This is a genomic window from Klebsiella sp. KP20-425-1 (assembly GCF_025813515.1).
Classification (GTDB): domain Bacteria; phylum Pseudomonadota; class Gammaproteobacteria; order Enterobacterales; family Enterobacteriaceae; genus Klebsiella; species Klebsiella pneumoniae.
On record NZ_CP109614.1, the window covers coordinates 2,806,840 to 2,822,334 of the forward strand.

At 60.4% G+C, this 15,495-nt stretch carries 13 protein-coding genes and 1 pseudogene; 8 read left to right on the forward strand and 6 right to left on the reverse strand.

The window, feature by feature from the left end:
- Positions 1 to 6: 6 nt before the first annotated feature.
- The 5 genes from astE to OHJ17_RS13880 are packed head-to-tail and all read right to left on the reverse strand — an operon-like array spanning position 7 to position 6,078.
- Positions 7 to 1,002, reverse strand: coding sequence for a succinylglutamate desuccinylase (gene astE / locus OHJ17_RS13860; protein ID WP_004176358.1), 996 nt, complete (start codon positions 1,000 to 1,002; stop codon positions 7 to 9).
- A gap of 10 nt (positions 1,003 to 1,012) precedes the next feature.
- Entirely contained in the window at positions 1,013 to 2,353 is a 1,341-nt protein-coding gene (gene astB, locus OHJ17_RS13865) for an N-succinylarginine dihydrolase (protein WP_004224541.1), read from the reverse strand.
- A 21-nt stretch (positions 2,354 to 2,374) separates the two neighbouring features.
- On the reverse strand, positions 2,375 to 3,841 hold the full coding sequence (gene astD / locus OHJ17_RS13870; RefSeq protein ID WP_004210329.1) for a succinylglutamate-semialdehyde dehydrogenase: 1,467 nt from the start codon (positions 3,839 to 3,841) through the stop codon (positions 2,375 to 2,377).
- Positions 3,832 to 4,854 carry an arginine N-succinyltransferase gene (astA, locus tag OHJ17_RS13875; protein ID WP_004140076.1) on the reverse strand — a complete coding sequence of 341 codons (1,023 nt, stop codon included), beginning with the start codon at positions 4,852 to 4,854 and terminating at the stop codon, positions 3,832 to 3,834. The genes astD and astA overlap by 10 nt, the downstream gene beginning before the upstream one ends.
- Positions 4,855 to 4,872: 18 nt before the next feature.
- Positions 4,873 to 6,078 carry a bifunctional succinylornithine transaminase/acetylornithine transaminase gene (locus OHJ17_RS13880; protein WP_029602607.1) on the reverse strand — a complete coding sequence of 402 codons (1,206 nt, stop codon included), beginning with the start codon at positions 6,076 to 6,078 and terminating at the stop codon, positions 4,873 to 4,875.
- Between the two features lie 169 nt (positions 6,079 to 6,247).
- On the opposite strand from OHJ17_RS13880, the gene OHJ17_RS13885 reads away from it, so the two are divergent.
- On the forward strand, positions 6,248 to 6,394 hold the full coding sequence (locus tag OHJ17_RS13885; RefSeq protein WP_004224524.1) for a hypothetical protein: 147 nt from the start codon (positions 6,248 to 6,250) through the stop codon (positions 6,392 to 6,394).
- Positions 6,395 to 6,606: 212 nt separating this feature from the next.
- Positions 6,607 to 7,881, forward strand: coding sequence for a Glu/Leu/Phe/Val family dehydrogenase (locus OHJ17_RS13890; protein WP_004151574.1), 1,275 nt, complete (start codon positions 6,607 to 6,609; stop codon positions 7,879 to 7,881).
- Positions 7,882 to 8,036: 155 nt separating this feature from the next.
- Here the strand turns inward: OHJ17_RS13890 and OHJ17_RS13895 are convergent, their stop codons facing one another.
- Positions 8,037 to 9,035, reverse strand: a complete 999-nt coding sequence (locus OHJ17_RS13895) for an aldo/keto reductase (RefSeq protein ID WP_032432988.1) — start codon at positions 9,033 to 9,035, stop codon at positions 8,037 to 8,039.
- A 100-nt stretch (positions 9,036 to 9,135) separates the two neighbouring features.
- On the opposite strand from OHJ17_RS13895, the gene OHJ17_RS13900 reads away from it, so the two are divergent.
- From OHJ17_RS13900 to OHJ17_RS13925, 6 genes and pseudogenes are all read left to right on the forward strand, one after another.
- Positions 9,136 to 10,083 carry a LysR family transcriptional regulator gene (locus OHJ17_RS13900; RefSeq protein WP_004183866.1) on the forward strand — a complete coding sequence of 316 codons (948 nt, stop codon included), beginning with the start codon at positions 9,136 to 9,138 and terminating at the stop codon, positions 10,081 to 10,083.
- Positions 10,084 to 10,190: 107 nt separating this feature from the next.
- Positions 10,191 to 10,622 carry a MarR family winged helix-turn-helix transcriptional regulator gene (locus OHJ17_RS13905; RefSeq protein ID WP_002902969.1) on the forward strand — a complete coding sequence of 144 codons (432 nt, stop codon included), beginning with the start codon at positions 10,191 to 10,193 and terminating at the stop codon, positions 10,620 to 10,622.
- Positions 10,622 to 12,274, forward strand: a pseudogene (locus tag OHJ17_RS13910) (MFS transporter). Before OHJ17_RS13905 ends, OHJ17_RS13910 begins: the two are co-directional and overlap by 1 nt.
- Positions 12,275 to 12,302: 28 nt before the next feature.
- The gene (locus OHJ17_RS13915) at positions 12,303 to 13,388 is read left to right on the forward strand and encodes an HlyD family secretion protein (RefSeq protein ID WP_002902965.1); all 1,086 of its coding nucleotides are present in this window, start codon (positions 12,303 to 12,305) and stop codon (positions 13,386 to 13,388) included.
- Positions 13,385 to 14,764: an efflux transporter outer membrane subunit gene (locus OHJ17_RS13920; protein WP_032432987.1), complete on the forward strand. Its 1,380-nt coding sequence runs from the start codon at positions 13,385 to 13,387 to the stop codon at positions 14,762 to 14,764. The genes OHJ17_RS13915 and OHJ17_RS13920 overlap by 4 nt, the downstream gene beginning before the upstream one ends.
- Positions 14,765 to 15,439 carry an O-methyltransferase gene (locus OHJ17_RS13925; protein WP_021469855.1) on the forward strand — a complete coding sequence of 225 codons (675 nt, stop codon included), beginning with the start codon at positions 14,765 to 14,767 and terminating at the stop codon, positions 15,437 to 15,439. It abuts the gene before it with no gap.
- The last annotated feature ends 56 nt before the right edge of the window (positions 15,440 to 15,495 follow it).

Here is a 15,495-nt window from a genome sequence, read left to right on the forward strand (position 1 = left end):
GTTTCCTCAGGCTGGTTGCGGGAGACGAAGGGCAGCGGCGCGGAGCAACAGCCCGGCGCGCTGGCCGGTGGCGACCCCGGCGTTGGGAAAGAGGATATAGGGGGCCCGGGCCTGCACCACCCAACGTTTCTCTGCCTGGCGGGCGATCTCATACCCTGCCGGGAGCGCGGTGAAGTTTTCAACGTCTGCCGCGAGATTAAGCGTAAATTCCCCCTCGCGCTTGATGATGCTCTCCTCGACCAGGAAGTAGTCCACCGGCGCTTTGTCGCGCGGCGGCAGCGGCGCGTCAGCGATCCAGGCCCGGATCGCCGCGTCGGCGGCGGCGAACAGGCTGAGATCGTTGGCGCCGAACGGCATCACTTTCCCCAGCTCCAGGGTGGCGCTTTGCGCGGCGAACTTTTCGCAGGTGAAATGGGTGAAGGTGCCGCCCGCTTCGGTATGGCGCACGACGGCGTCCATCCCGCTGGCCTGCAGCAGCTGATAGAAATCGGGCGAAAAATCCCCGGCGTGGGCCGGGAGCAGCGCAAACTGGCGATACAGCGATCCGCGAATGGCGGTGTGCATATCGAGATGACCACGGTTGACCGGCCCCGCCGCATCGGCGGCGCGATAAAAAGCCTGCACCGCCTGCTCCAGCGCAAAAGCCCGCCGCGACTCATTTCCCGGGGTGACCGCCAGATGGCGGCCGCCGAACAGGCGATTCAGGTCGTTATGCAGATAGCGACGCGCGGCGCGGATCGCCGGCAGATTACCAAAGACGATCAGCAGCGCCTGCGTGAGCGGCTGCCGCCCCTGGCTCAGATCGTGGGTTAGCTGCAGCAGCAGTTCAATCGGCGCGGTCTCATTGCCATGCACGCCGGCGGAGAGGATCGTCGCCTGGCGCCAAGGCGCCGTCGGCAGCAGCTGTAAAATGCCCTCGCCCAGCCAGCGGGCCTCGATGCCCGCCGGAAAGGTCCACGCCTGCAGGCGGCAGTGCAGTAAATCGTTAACCAGGTGCTCCATCTGCCGCTCCTTAACGCTGAAAATCATAGACCGCGCCCAGGCGCAGGATCTGCGTCAGCTCATCCAGCGCCTGATAAACCTCGCGCAGCAGCTGCGGGTCCGCCAGATCGCGGGCATGCAGCCGGTCGCGATAGTGTTTTTCCACCCATGCCGTCAGCTGCTGATAACGTTCGTCGTTCATCAGGCTATGGGCGTTGACCGCCTGGCGCTCCGCCTCGTTGAGCACCACTCGCAGCCGCAGACAGGCCGGGCCGCCGCCGTTGCGCATGCTTTCCCGCAGGTCAAAGACCGCCACTTCATCGATCGGCGATGCGCTGTCGGCGGCGAGATCGCTGAGATAGCGCCAGACGTTTTCCCGCTGGCGGCACTCCTCCGGCACCACGATCAGCATCTTACCGTCAGGTTTGCTCAGCAGCTGGCTGTTGAACAGGTATGAGGCCACGGCGTCATCGAGCGAAACCCGCTCGTCCGGCACTTCCACGCTGGTGAACGGGATATCCAGACTGTCGCTTTTAGCCCGCAGCGTGGCCAGCACCGCCGCCTGATCGACAAACGCCTGCTGATGGTGGAACAGCACATGGCGATTGCTGACCGCGATGACGTCGTTATGAAACACGCCGCGATCGATAGCCTGCGGCGCCTGCTGGGCAAACACCGTGTAGCGCGGATCCAGCTGATGCAGGCGGGCCACCGCCTCACTGGCCTCGAGGGTCTGCCGCGCCGGATACTTCACCGGGGCGATACCGCCGCTGGCGCGTCGACCATAGACGAAAAACTGCACCCCCTGCCGGTCATATTCCCGGCAGAAGCGGTTATGGTTGGCCGCCCCTTCATCGCCGAGGTCGCCATGCTGCGGCAGCGCCGCATGGTGGGCAAAGTAGCGCGGATCGGCGAACGTGGCGCCAAGGATCGCCGAGGTGGTGGGCGCCTCCTGCATACGGTGCAGCTTATTGTTCAGGTTGGCGACGGTGAAATGGACTTTGCCATCGGCGCTGTCCGCCGACGGTGAGACGGTCGCCGCGTTGGCGGTCCACATCGACGAGGCGGAGCTGAAGGCGGAGAGCAGCTGCGGCGCCGCGTGGGCCGCCTGCCGGATAACCTGCTCATCGCTGCCCTGGAAACCCACTTCACGCAGCAGACGCAGATTCGGCCGCGGCTGCGGCGGCAGAATGCCCTGCACGAAGCCGCGATCGGCCAGGGCTTTCATTTTATACAGCCCCTGCAGCGCCGCCTTTTTAGGGTTAGAGAGACCATCGCGGTTATTTTGCGAGGCTTCATTGCCGACGGAGAGTCCGGCGTAGTGGTGCGTCGGGCCGACCAGGCCATCAAAGTTTGCTTCAAAACCAGACATATGTCCTCACAGGATCCGTTATCAGAATGGCAGGCCCGGCGATACCGTCGCCGGAAGCGTCAGCGTATCGCTGACCAGAGAGGCCATCGGCCAGGCACAGTAATCGGCGGCATACCACGCTGCCGCGCGATGGTTACCGGAGGCGCCCACCCCGCCAAACGGCGCTTTACTCGATGCGCCGGTCAGCGGCTTGTTCCAGTTGACGATCCCGGCTCGCGCCTCGTCCGCCAGCTGATCAAACTGCGCCGCATCGCTGGAGATCAGCCCGACGGCCAGGCCATAGCGGGTCTGATTGGCGAGGCGAATCGCCTCCGGGAAGCCGTCGTAACGGATAATCGTCAGCAGCGGGCCAAAGTACTCTTCATCCGGCACCTCAATGCCGGTGACGTCGACGATCCCCGGGGTCAGCACCGTGGAGCGCGGGTCAGGCTGGCGCATGCGCAGCAGCACCTTGCCGCCGAGCCCCTCCAGTTTTTGCTGCGCCGCCAGCATGTTCTGCGCAGCGTCGAGAGAGATCACCCCGCCCATAAACGGCGCCGGCTGATCATCCCACTTGCCGGCGCGGATCTGCGCGCTGGCCTCTACCAGCCGCTGCAGCAGCGCATCCCCCTGCTCGCCGCGCGGCACGATCAGCCGGCGCGCGCAGGTGCAGCGCTGCCCGGCAGAGATAAACGCCGACTGGATAATCACATGTAGCGCCGCATCGATATCGGCCACGTCGGCGACGATCAGTGCGTTGTTGCCGCCCATCTCGAGGGCCAGCATCTTCTCCGGCTGGCCGCCGAAGTAGCGATGGAAGTGGAAACCGGCCGCCGCGCTGCCGGTGAACAGCACGCCGTCGATATCACGATTTTCCAGCAGCGCCTGGCCGGTGGCTTTTCCGCCCTGCAGCAGGTTGATCGCCCCGTCGGGGATGCCCGCCTGCTGCCACAGCTGGACGGTCATTTCAGCGGTAGCCGGCGTCAGCTCGCTGGGTTTAAACACAATGGTGTTCCCGGCGATCAGCGCCGGAATGATATGTCCGTTGGGCAGGTGGCCCGGGAAGTTGTAGGGGCCAAAGACCGCCATCACGCCGTGCGGTTTGTGGCGCAGCAGCGCTTTACCGTCCGGCAGCGTCGACTCATGAAAGCCCGTCCGCTGGTGATAGGCTTCGATGGAGATCGCGGCCTTGCCGATCATCGCCTGCACTTCGGTGCGGGTCTCCCACAGCGGCTTGCTGGTCTCGCGGGAAATCAGGGTCGCCAGCGCCTCTTTATGCGTCTCCAGCAGCGCGGCAAAACGCTGTACGACGTCAATACGCTCGGCCAGCGGCCGGTGCGACCAGGGATAAAACGCCGCGCGCGCCGCGGCGCAGGCCGCCTGGACGTCGTCAGCCCCCGCGCTGGCCGCCTGCCACAGCAGCGACTGATCCTCCGGGGCCAGTTTGCTCATCGTTGCGCCGCTGCCTGGCAGCCACTGCCCGGCTATAAACTGTGCTTTTACCGCCATGATCTGTTGTCCTCTGGATTCAGGGTTACCGTATAAACGCGGTCGGTTTCACTGACCTGCAGCGCGTCCAGCGCGGCGCTGTCAAGCGAGACCTGCTCTTCGTGGGCCACCAGCAGCGCCCGAAAGTTGTCGAATTGACCGTTGGCGACGAGGGTCGGCGCCGGCAGGTCGCCCATCAGCTGCCGGACAGGCAGGCGCTGGCTGTCGCGCACGGCGCGGATCTGATCGGTGTCCGCCTCCAGCACCGGACCGGCATCGAAAATATCCACCGAGCCGCGCCAGCTGAAACCCTCTTTCTCGAGGATCGCCCGCGCCGGGGCGGTATTGGGATGCACCTGACCGATGACCCCGCGGGCCGCTTCCGGCAGCAGTGAGATATAGATCGGGTACGCCGGCATCAGTTCGGCAATAAAGGTTTTCATGCCGGTGCCGGTCAGCCGGTCGGCATCGGCGAACGGGATGTCGAAGAAATGATGGCCCAGCGCATCCCAGAACGGCGACTGTCCCTGCTCATCGCTGCAGCCGCGCAGTTCGGCAAACAGGTGCGGGGAGAACCACTCGCGAAAGGCGGCGATAAATAAAAAGCGCGCCTTGGAGAGCAGCAGACCATTGCGGTTGCGCTGATACGCCGGGTCGAGAAACAGCGTACACAGCTCACTATGCCCGGTGTGGTCATAGCTGAGATTAAGCAGCTCCTGGGGCTTATAGACTCCCAGCGCTTTCGAGGCGCGTACCGTTTTCTGAATGCGAAAATTGTAAAACGGCTCGTCCAGGCCCACTGCGACCTCAATGGCGCTCACCCCCACCACCCGCGCCAGCGCGGTGTCCTCCAGCACAAACAGGAAACCCTGCTGGCTGCGCGGCAGTTCGCCGGCGAAGGTCTCGATACTGCGCCGGATCCGGGCCGCCAGGCGCCCGACGTCATGCGGTAAAGAGGTCATGCCGACCCCCGCCCGCGCGGCGAGGCGGACGATGTCGTCGAGATCGTTTTCCCGTACGGGACGAAATAGCATCACAGGCCGTCCTCCCGGTTAGCGGGTTAAGCGGGCAACGGCGCGATCAAGGCGCACGAAGGCTTCCGCAATATCCGCCAGCGGGATATTGAGCGCCGGCGCGAAGCGCAGCACGTCCGGGCCGGCAATCAGGGCGATCAGCCCCTCTTCCGCCGCCAGGTTGGTCAACGTTTTGGCCTTGCCGCGCAGCGGCCCCGCCAGCTCAGCGCCGATCAGCAGACCGGTGCCGCGCACGGCGCTGAACGCATCGTAACGGGCAGAGATCGCATTCAACTGGTCAACGATCAGCGCATGGCGCTCGCCAACGCCCGCCAGCAGCGGCGCATCGAGATGGGCCAGCACGGCGTTAGCGACGGTTGCCGCCAGCGGGTTGCCGCCGAAGGTGGTGCCATGGGTGCCTGGCTGGAAGACCTGCGCCCAGGCCTCTTTCGCCAGCATCGCGCCGATCGGGAAGCCGCCCCCCAGCCCTTTGGCGCTGGTGAGAATGTCCGGGACGACGTTGTAATGCTGGTAGGCGTAGAGATGGCCGGTACGCCCGGCGCCGGTCTGCACCTCATCGAATATCAGGGTGGCATGATGGCGATCGCAGAGGGTACGCAGCGCCTGCAGGAACGCCGGGTCCGCCGGGATCACCCCGCCTTCGCCGATAATAGGCTCGACGATCACCGCGCAGGTGCGCGAGGAGATCGCCGCGGTGACCGCCTCGATATCGTTATAGGGCAGATGGGTAATGCCCTGCGGCAGCGGAGCATAATCGCTGGAATATTTCGGCTGGCCGCCAACGGAGACGGTGAACAGCGTGCGGCCGTGGAAGGCGTGGTTGAAGGCGATGATTTCGCTTTTTTCACCGCCAAACTTATCGTGGGTATATTTCCGCGCCAGCTTAAGGGCCGCCTCGTTGGCTTCGGCGCCGGAGTTGCAGAAAAACACCTTGTCGGCAAAGGTCGACTGCACGAGGGTTTTTGCCAGCTGCAGCACCGGCTCGTTGGTATAGCCATTGCCGATATGCCACAGTTTCGCCAGTTGATCCTGCAGGGCCTGAGCCAGCGCCGGGTGAGCATGGCCCAGGGCGTTCACTGCGATGCCGCCCGCCATATCGATATACTCTTTCCCCTGCTGGTCCCAGACGCGGGAGCCCGCCGCTCTGACCGGAATAAACGGCGCGGGGGCAAAACAGGGAACCAGGTAAGCGTCAAAATCTTCGCGAGTCATACTGCCTGACATAATTTATCTCCGGAACGTAAGACGACGGAAAACGCTCCCGTCGCGTTGGACAATCGACATTAACCCTGCCCCTCGGCTTATTTTGGGCACGAGCGCACCCGCTGCGATGGTAAAAATATTCACCACAGAAAAATAAAGCCCTATTCTTTTTACGGGTAATTGTTAATTCATGGTTAATGCCATGTTGTTGTGTGGGCTAATGCTGGCCTGTGAACAACAAGATTGTCAATACGGGCAAAAGCAATTTATTCACTTTTTGAAGATCATCAAGATAATGAAAAACATAGAAAAAATATTTTCTTATGCACTTAAGTGAATAAAAAGTGAATTAAAATGCACAGCTTGCGGGTGGTTGACGTGCGTAGTTATTCACTCAAAAAATAAAAAATCTAACAAAAATTTAAAAATCGGAATTGCCGTCAAATACCGCTTTATAAAATTGGTGATACCATTCATTGCACAGAGTTTACTGCTGTAGCTATTCCACGGTTTTACACGACATAAATAACACTGAGAAACAGGACTCTTATGGAAAAGTTATCTTACGCATCTGAAAGTAGTACATCTCCATGGACCACCTACCTGCGCCAGATCGACCGCGTCGCGCCTTATCTCGGCGATCTTGCCTACTGGGTGGAAACCCTGCGCCATCCGAAGCGCGCGCTGATCGTCGACATTCCTGTGCAAATGGACGACGGCACCATCCGCCACTTCGAGGGCTATCGCGTTCAGCACAATCTGTCGCGCGGACCGGGTAAAGGTGGTGTTCGCTACCATCCGGATGTCGATCTTAACGAAGTCATGGCACTTTCTGCCTGGATGACCATTAAGTGCGCCGCGGTCAATATTCCTTACGGCGGGGCCAAAGGCGGCATCCGCGTCGACCCCTTCTCCTTGTCGGAAGGTGAACTGGAGCGTCTGACCCGCCGTTACACCAGCGAAATCGGCATTATTATCGGGCCGCAGAAAGATATTCCGGCGCCGGACGTCGGCACCAATGGCAAAGTGATGGCATGGATGATGGACACTTACTCCATGAACCATGGCACCACCATCACCGGCGTGGTCACCGGCAAACCGATCCACCTCGGCGGCTCCCTCGGTCGTGAAAAAGCCACCGGACGCGGCGTGTTTGTCACCGGCCGGGAAGTTGCCCGTCGCGCCGGTATCGAAATTGAAGGCGCCAAAGTGGCGCTGCAGGGCTTTGGTAACGTCGGTAGCGAAGCGGCCCGCCTGTTCGCCGGCGTCGGCGCTCGTATCGTGGTTATTCAGGATCATACCGCGACCCTGTATAACGAAGGCGGAATCGATATGGCCGCCCTCACCGCCTGGCAGGCGGAGAAAAAGCAGATTGCCGGTTTCCCGGGCGCCCAGGAGATCGATAAAGACGCCTTCTGGACCACTCCGATGGACATCCTGATCCCGGCGGCGCTGGAAGGGCAAATCACCCGCGAGCGCGCGGAGAAGCTGACCTGCAAACTGGTGCTGGAAGGGGCCAACGGCCCAACCTATCCGGAAGCGGACGACGTGCTGGCCGAGCGCGGCGTGATCGTGGTGCCGGACGTTATCTGCAACGCCGGCGGGGTGACCGTCAGCTACTTTGAGTGGGTACAGGACATGGCCAGCTTCTTCTGGAGCGAAGAGGAGATCAACGCCAAGATGGACCGCATTATGACCGACGCTATCGTGCACGTCTGGGATAAAGCCGCCGAGAAAGAGTGTACGCTGCGCACCGCCGCCTATATCGTGGCCTGCGAGCGCATCCTGATGGCGCGTAAAGACCGCGGCATCTACCCGGGCTGATCCCCATCAGCAACCGCATCAGGGGTGGCCTTGCGCCGCCCCTTTTTTTCTTTGCCGCGCCGTTAACCGCCGAGGATGTGCGCTATCTGACGAGGAGTTGTTCGGCAAAGGTGACAACGTCACGCAAGTAATAACCATCCGCTGCCCGTAGGGGATTATTTTTCGATTAAATCAAAATCGCCCTGGGTATAGCGTAAGCCAGTGACGTTGTCGGCAGTGAAAATATGTTCGATGGTGAGGATGTCCTCCGGCGCGAGGGTAATATTCGCGGCGCCGGCATTGTCGCGCAGGTGAGCAATTTTCCTCGCCCCCGGGATAGGCACGATATCCTCGCCTTTGCTCATCACCCAGGCAAGGGCAATCTGCGCAAGGGTCGCGTCATAGCGGGTGGCCACCTGCTGAAGGCGCTCAAGCAGCAGCTGGTTTTTGCGCATGGTTTCGGCCTGGAAGCGCGGCAGATGGCGGCGGAAATCATCCGCTGCCAAAACGCCGGGATCGGTAATTGTCCCCGTCAGGAAGCCGCGGCCAAGCGGGCTGTATGGCACAAAGCCGACCCCCAGCTCGCGGCAGGTGTGGAGAATACCGGCCTCCGGCTCGCGGCTCCATAGCGAATATTCCGTCTGCACGGCAGCGATCGGATGTACCTTGCAGGCCCGGCGCAGCGTCTGAGCAGATACTTCCGACAGACCGATATGGCGAATTTTACCCTCTTTAACCAGATCGGCCATAGTGCCCACCACCTCTTCCACCGGTACCGCGGGATCGACGCGGTGCTGATAGAGCAGATCGATGGTCTCGACATTCAGTCGCTTCAGCGACCCTTCCACTGATTCGCGAATATGTGCCGGACGGCTGTCAACGCCGGCCATCCGCTCCAGACCCTGGCCGGTCGGCAAAATACGAAATCCAAATTTGGTGGCAATCTGCACCTTATCGCGAAAACCTTTAATCGCTTTTCCGACCAGAACTTCATTATCGAAAGGACCATATACTTCGGCGGTATCCAGGAAGGTCACGCCCATGTCCATGGCGGCATGGATCGTATTTATCGCCTGCGACGTTTCAGCGCCGCCATAGGCAAAAGTCATCCCCATACATCCGAGACCTAATGCGGAAACCTGAAACTTCTCTTTTCCAAGATAACGTGTTTTCATCTTATTTTCCTTAATTGCTGAATGGCATTAAATATATACTTCCCTTTCATATTGATAACAATTAATCTATTCCGAACGCGGTGTTAGCTGGAAATTAACAATGAAAACCTTGCCCGATCTGCAACAAATAGAAATATTAATACTCATAGTGAAACATGGCAGTTTTCGTCAGGCCGCTAAAGCGTTAAACCTTTCCCCACCGGCCCTTACCGTCGCTATTAATCATCTGGAAGAAAAGTTAGGCGTGCGCCTGCTAAATCGCTCAACGCGCAGTTTGTCATTAACCGCAGTGGGTGAGGAATTTCTTAATAATATAACGCCGGTGGTCAATGATTATCGCCGGGTGGTGGACAGTCTGAATTATCACCGTCTGACTCCGGAAGGCGTGGTGAAAGTTAATTTACCGCGCATTGTTATTGACCTGTTTTTTCAAGACTATTTTATCGCCTTTAAAAACGCCTGTCCCAATGTGACGCTCGAACTGTATGCCACCGATCGGAAAGTCAATATTATCGAGTCCGGTTTTGACGCCGGCATTCGCTATTCGCAGGATGTGCCCAAAGAGATGATTGCCATCCCCTTTGGCGAGAAACTATCGCTGATCCCGGTGGCCAGCCCGGACTATATACGCGAAGCCGGAGAGCCCGATACCCCGCAGTCATTAGTTAATTTCCGCTGCATTAACCGCTGTTTTCCTGGTGGTGAGAAGTACCGCTGGGAGTTTATTGGCCCCAGCGGCGAGCTTAGCGAGGTCGCGGTTAAAGGCGATCTGGTCGTCGATGCCGATAGCGCAATGATCCAGGCCGCGGAGAGCGGATTAGGCATCGCCTTTGTCTATCAGTCGCTGGTGACGCAGCAGCTGAGCGCGGGCAGCCTGGTCCATTTGTTACCCGGCTACCGCTATCCTGCCGACCATTTCTGCGTCTACTACCCAAGCCGGAAACATATTCCCGCCCCCCTGCGGGCCTTTATCGCCTGGGTGATGGCGCAGAATAAAAATATCCTCGGTCAGCAGACCGCACGACACGGATCGCGGCCGGAAGATTAACTACAATTAACGTACATACCGTTAACCAATTTCTATCTTTCATCTTGAACTCCGGCGGTTATCCGGCATAAAATCGTTAGAGCTCTAACGATATTGACAGACGACCTATGGACAATCGACAGCTTACCTTCTCTCATCTTTTATACCTCACCGCGCACCACTGGCGGCTGGCGGTCAATCGTCGGCTGAAAAATCTCGGTCTCAGCCAGGCCAGCTGGGTGGCGGTAGCGTCCATCGCCCGCCACCAGCAGCCGCTGTCGCAAAGCGAACTGGCGCAGGAGCTGGGGGTGGAGAGCCCGACCATTGTGCCGTTGATCCATCGTCTGGTCGCCCTCGGACTGGTTGAGCGCATCACCACCGCCAGCGACAAACGTAAGCGACTGCTGGTGGTCACCGACAAAGGGAAGGCCCTCTATGAACAGGTCAAAACGGTGGCTGACGATCTGCGCGAAGAGATCCTGACGGCGATTACCCCACAGGAGCAGGAGCAAACCCAGCGGGTGCTGGAAAAGCTGTTGCGCGAAGTGGAGAAGAAATAATGCCCCGTCGCCAGGATAACCCCTACGCCCCGCATGACTGGGCGCCGCATGAAAAACCGGCTCTGCTCGGTTCGCCGTCGACGCCGCTGCACAGTCCGGCGAAACGCCTTGCCTACGGCGTGGTCGGTCTGCTGGTATGTCTCACCGGCGCGCTGGGCAACGCAGTGGTCACCGCCAACCTGCAGCTGCTGCAGGGTACCTTCGCCGCCTGGTCGACAGAAATCGCCTGGCTGCCGGCGGTATACGTGATGACCAACGTCTCCATCAACCTGCTGCTGGTGAAATTCCGCCAGCAGTTTGGCCTGCGCGCTTTCACCGAAGGCTTTCTGGTGCTCTATGTGCTGGTCACCTTTTTCCACCTCTTCGTCAACGATCTCAGCTCAGCGATGATGGTTCGCGCCGCCCATGGCATGGTGGCCGCGGCGCTCAGCTCGCTGGGGATTTACTACCAGGTACAGGCCTGGCCTGCGCGCCATCGCCTGAAAGGGCTGACTATCGGCATCACCGGCTCGTCGCTGGCCATTCCCCTGGCGCGCCTCTTTTCCACCGAACTGCTGCAGACCGATGAATGGCGCGGTCTCTACTTCTTTGAGCTGGGCCTGGCGCTGGTGTCGCTGGCCTGCGTCATCGCGCTAAAACTGCCGCCAAGCGATCGTAAAAAAGTGTTCGAAAAAAAGGATTTCATTACCTTCTTTCTGCTGGCGCCCGGCATGGCGCTGGTGTGCGCCGTGCTGTCGCTGGGGCGGCTCGAGTGGTGGTTTGAAGCGCCGTGGATCGGCTGGGCGCTGGCGGCGGCGGTAATACTGATCGTCGCTGCGATTACCTTCGAGCATAACCGCAGCAACCCCCTGCTCAATACCAAATGGCTCTCCAGCGGCAGCATCGTGCGTCTGGGCCTGATTATGCTGTTGATCCGCATCGTGCTGGCGGAGCAGAACACCGGGGTCATCGGCTGGCTGCAGTACGTTGGCCTGCAAAACGAACAGATGACTAACCTCGCGTGGTCGATTTTCGCCGGTATTCTGTGCGGGATCATTGCCAGCTGTCTGACGCTCAACCCGCAGAAGCTCTACTGGCCGACCGCCACCGCGCTGGCGCTGATCATGATAGCCTCGCTGCTCGACAGCCAGTCCAACGCCCTCACCCGTCCGGAACAATTAATGTTCAGCCAGTTTTTACTCGGCTTCGGCAGCGCCTTCTTTCTGGCCCCGGCGATGCTCGCCGGGATTGGCGGCGTGTTTGCCGACCCGCGCAACCTGGTCAGCTTCTCGGTGCTGTTCGGCATGAGCCAGAACATTGGCGGGCTGCTCGGCTCGGCGATCCTCGGCACCTTCCAGACCTGGCGTGAGAAATTCCACTCCAGCCAGCTGGCGGACCAGATAACCACCCTTAACCCGCTGATCGTCGAGCGGCTGCAGCAGTACAGCCAGATGTATCAGAGCCAGATTGGCGACAGTACGCTGCTCAACGTTCAGGCCACCACCCTGCTGCAAAACGCCGCGACGCTGCAGGCCAATATTCTCGCCTGGAATGATACCTATCTGCTGACGGCGGCGATCTCCGCCGGGACACTAGTGTGGGTTTTCTGGCGCTTAATTCGCTTACGACTGACTGCCCGTATCGCGTTGCAACGCGCTACCGGCAGCAAATAATTATCATCATTTCATCTCTGGAGTCGTTATGAGTCAGCAGGATGCGGCCAAACAACAGGCCAACACCCGGAATAATATTCGCGTGGTTTCCATTTTTACCGCCGCGGCGATAGGCCTCGTCGGCGTGCTGGTGATCCTCTACGCCTGGCAACTGCCGCCGTTCACTCGCCATAGCCAGTTTACCGACAACGCCTATGTGCGCGGGCAGACCACCTTTATTAGCCCGCAGGTCAACGGCTATATCACCGCCGTCAACGTCAAAGATTTCGCGATTGTCCAGCCGGGCGAGGTGCTGTTCCAGATAGACGATCGCATCTATAAACAGCGGGTGCATCAGGCCCAGGCTACCCTGGCGATGAAAGAGGCCGCGCTGCGCAATAACCTGCAACAGCGCAAAAGCGCCGAGGCGACGATCGCCAAGAATGAAGCCGCGCTGCAAAACGCCCGCGCGCAGAATCTGAAAATCCAGGCCGATTTAAAACGCATCCAGCAGTTAACCGCCGACGGTTCGCTGTCGATCCGCGAACGTGATTCGGCGCGGGCCAGCGCGGCGCAAGGGGCGGCGGATATTGAGCAGGCGAAAGCGGCGCTGGAGATGTCGCGCCAGGACCGTGAATCGACCATCGTCAATCGCGATTCGCTGGAGGCCGACGTGGCCAGCGCCAAAGCGGCGCTTGAGCTGGCGCAGATCGACCTGCAGAATACCCAGATTATCGCCCCCACCGGCGGCCAGCTGGGGCAGATCTCGGTGCGTCTTGGCGCCTATGTCAGCGCCGGGACCCATCTGACCTCGCTGGTTCCGCCGCAGCACTGGGTGATTGCCAACCTCAAAGAGACCCAGCTGGCCGAAGTACGCGTTGGCCAGCCGGTCACCTTCACCGTAGACGCGCTCAACGGCGAGACCTTCCACGGCAAGGTGCAGAGTATCTCCCCGGCGACCGGGGTGGAGTTCAGCGCCATCTCTCCGGACAACGCCACCGGCAATTTCGTCAAGATCGCCCAGCGCATCCCGGTGCGTATTACGGTCAACGACGGGCAAAACAACAGCGAACGCCTGCGGCCGGGGATGTCGGTGCAGGTGACTATTGATACCCGTGCGGAGAAACAACCATGATCCGCCCGGTCGCCCTTGCTATCGTTCTGGCGCTGGTCGGCTGTCAATCCGCCGATGTGCAACGCGCGCAGCCGACCCTGACCATTCCTGCCGCCTGGCGGGCCGACGTTGGCCCGGCCAGCCCGGTGGAGGGCGTATGGTGGCGCAATTTTCATGACAGTACCCTCAATCAGTATGTCGACCAGGCGCTGCGCTATAACAGCGATGTGCTGATCGCCTGCGAGCGGGTGAATGAGTATCAGGCGCGCGCTTACGCCGCCGACAGCAGCCTGTTTCCGTCACTGGACGCCAGCCTCACCGGCACCCGCGCCCGGACGCAGTCCGCCGCCACCGGCCTGCCGATCCACAGCACACTGTATAAGGGCGGCCTGACCGCCAGTTATGATGTCGATATCTGGGGAGCGAACCGCAGCGCGGCCAACGCCGCCGGGGCCAGCCTTGAGGCGCAGAAAGCCGCCGCCGCCGCCGCCAATTTGAGCGTCGCCAGCTCGGTGGCCGTTGGCTACGTCACGCTGCTGTCGCTGGATGAGCAGCTGCGGGTGACCCAGCAGACGCTAACATCAAGGGAAGACGCGTGGCGCCTGGCCAAACGTCAGTTTGAAACCGGGTATACTTCACGCCTTGAGCTGATGCAGGCGGATTCGGAGCTGCGGTCAACGCGGGCGCAGATCCCGCCGCTACAGCACCAGATTGCGCAGCAGGAAAATGCGCTCAGCGTGCTGCTCGGCGATAACCCTGGCGCGGTAAAACGCGGCGAGTTCGCCCAGCTTACCCCGCTGCGTCTGCCGTCGCAGCTGCCGTCCACCTTGCTCAACCGCCGCCCGGACATCGCTCAGGCCGAGCGCCAGCTGGTGGCCGCCGACGCCACGCTGGCCTCGTCGCAGGCGCAGCTGCTGCCCTCTATTAACCTGACCGCTACCGGCAGCCTGCAGGACCGGACGCTGCCGGATCTGCTGGACAACCCGCTGCGGCTGTGGAGTCTTGGCGGCAGTATTCTGGCGCCGCTGCTAAACCGCCAGGCGTTAAATGCCCAGGTGGACGTCTCCATGGCCCAGCGCAATCAGGCGCTCTATAGCTATGAGAAAACGGTGCGCAGCGCGTTCAAAGAGGTCAATGACAGCCTGGACGCCATCAGTCGCTATGGCGAACAGTTAACCGAGCTTCAGGAACAAGAGACCGTTGCCCAGGAAACCTTACGTATTGCACAAAACCGCTACCGTAACGGCTACTCTTCTTATCTGGATGTGCTTGATGCCCAGCGAACGCTGTTCTCCACCCAGCTTAGCGTGGTGCAGGTGAAGAACAACCTGCTGCTGGCGCAGATCGATCTGTACCGGGCGCTGGGAGGCGGCTGGTCTGACTCATCAGGGAGCTAAATGGGGAAGCGTCATATGCAACAACAGTGGTCGGCAGTAGACAATTATTTGATTAAGGCCTTAATTCCCAGCGATCCTGTGCTCGATCGGGTACTGGAAAACAACCATCGTGCCGGGCTCCCGGCACACGATGTCGCCGCCAATCAGGGTCAGTTTCTCGCCCTGCTGGTACGGCTAACCCAGGCTAAGCGGATACTGGAGATCGGCACCCTCGGCGGCTATAGCACCATCTGGATGGCGCGCGAGCTTCCTGCCGACGGCCAACTCCTCACCCTGGAGGCCGACGCGCATCATGCCCAGGTGGCGCGGGAGAATCTGCAGCTGGCGGGCGTTGACCAGCGGGTCACGCTACGGGAGGGACCCGCGCTACAGTCCCTGGAGTCGCTTGGCGAATGTCCCGCTTTCGACCTGATCTTCATCGATGCCGATAAGCCGAATAACCCCCATTATCTGCGCTGGGCGCTACGTTATTCCCGCCCAGGAACCTTAATTATTGGCGATAACGTGGTACGCGACGGCGAAGTGGTCAACCCACAGAGCGCCGACGAGCGCGTTCAGGGCGTGCGTCAGTTCATTGAGATGATGGGCGCCGAGCCACGGTTGACGGCAACGGCGCTGCAAACCGTGGGCACTAAAGGCTGGGACGGCTTTACTCTGGCGTGGGTAAACGCTTAAGCGTGGACGCCTGACCAGTAGCCCCGGTAAGCGCAGCGCCACCGGGGACAACCAGC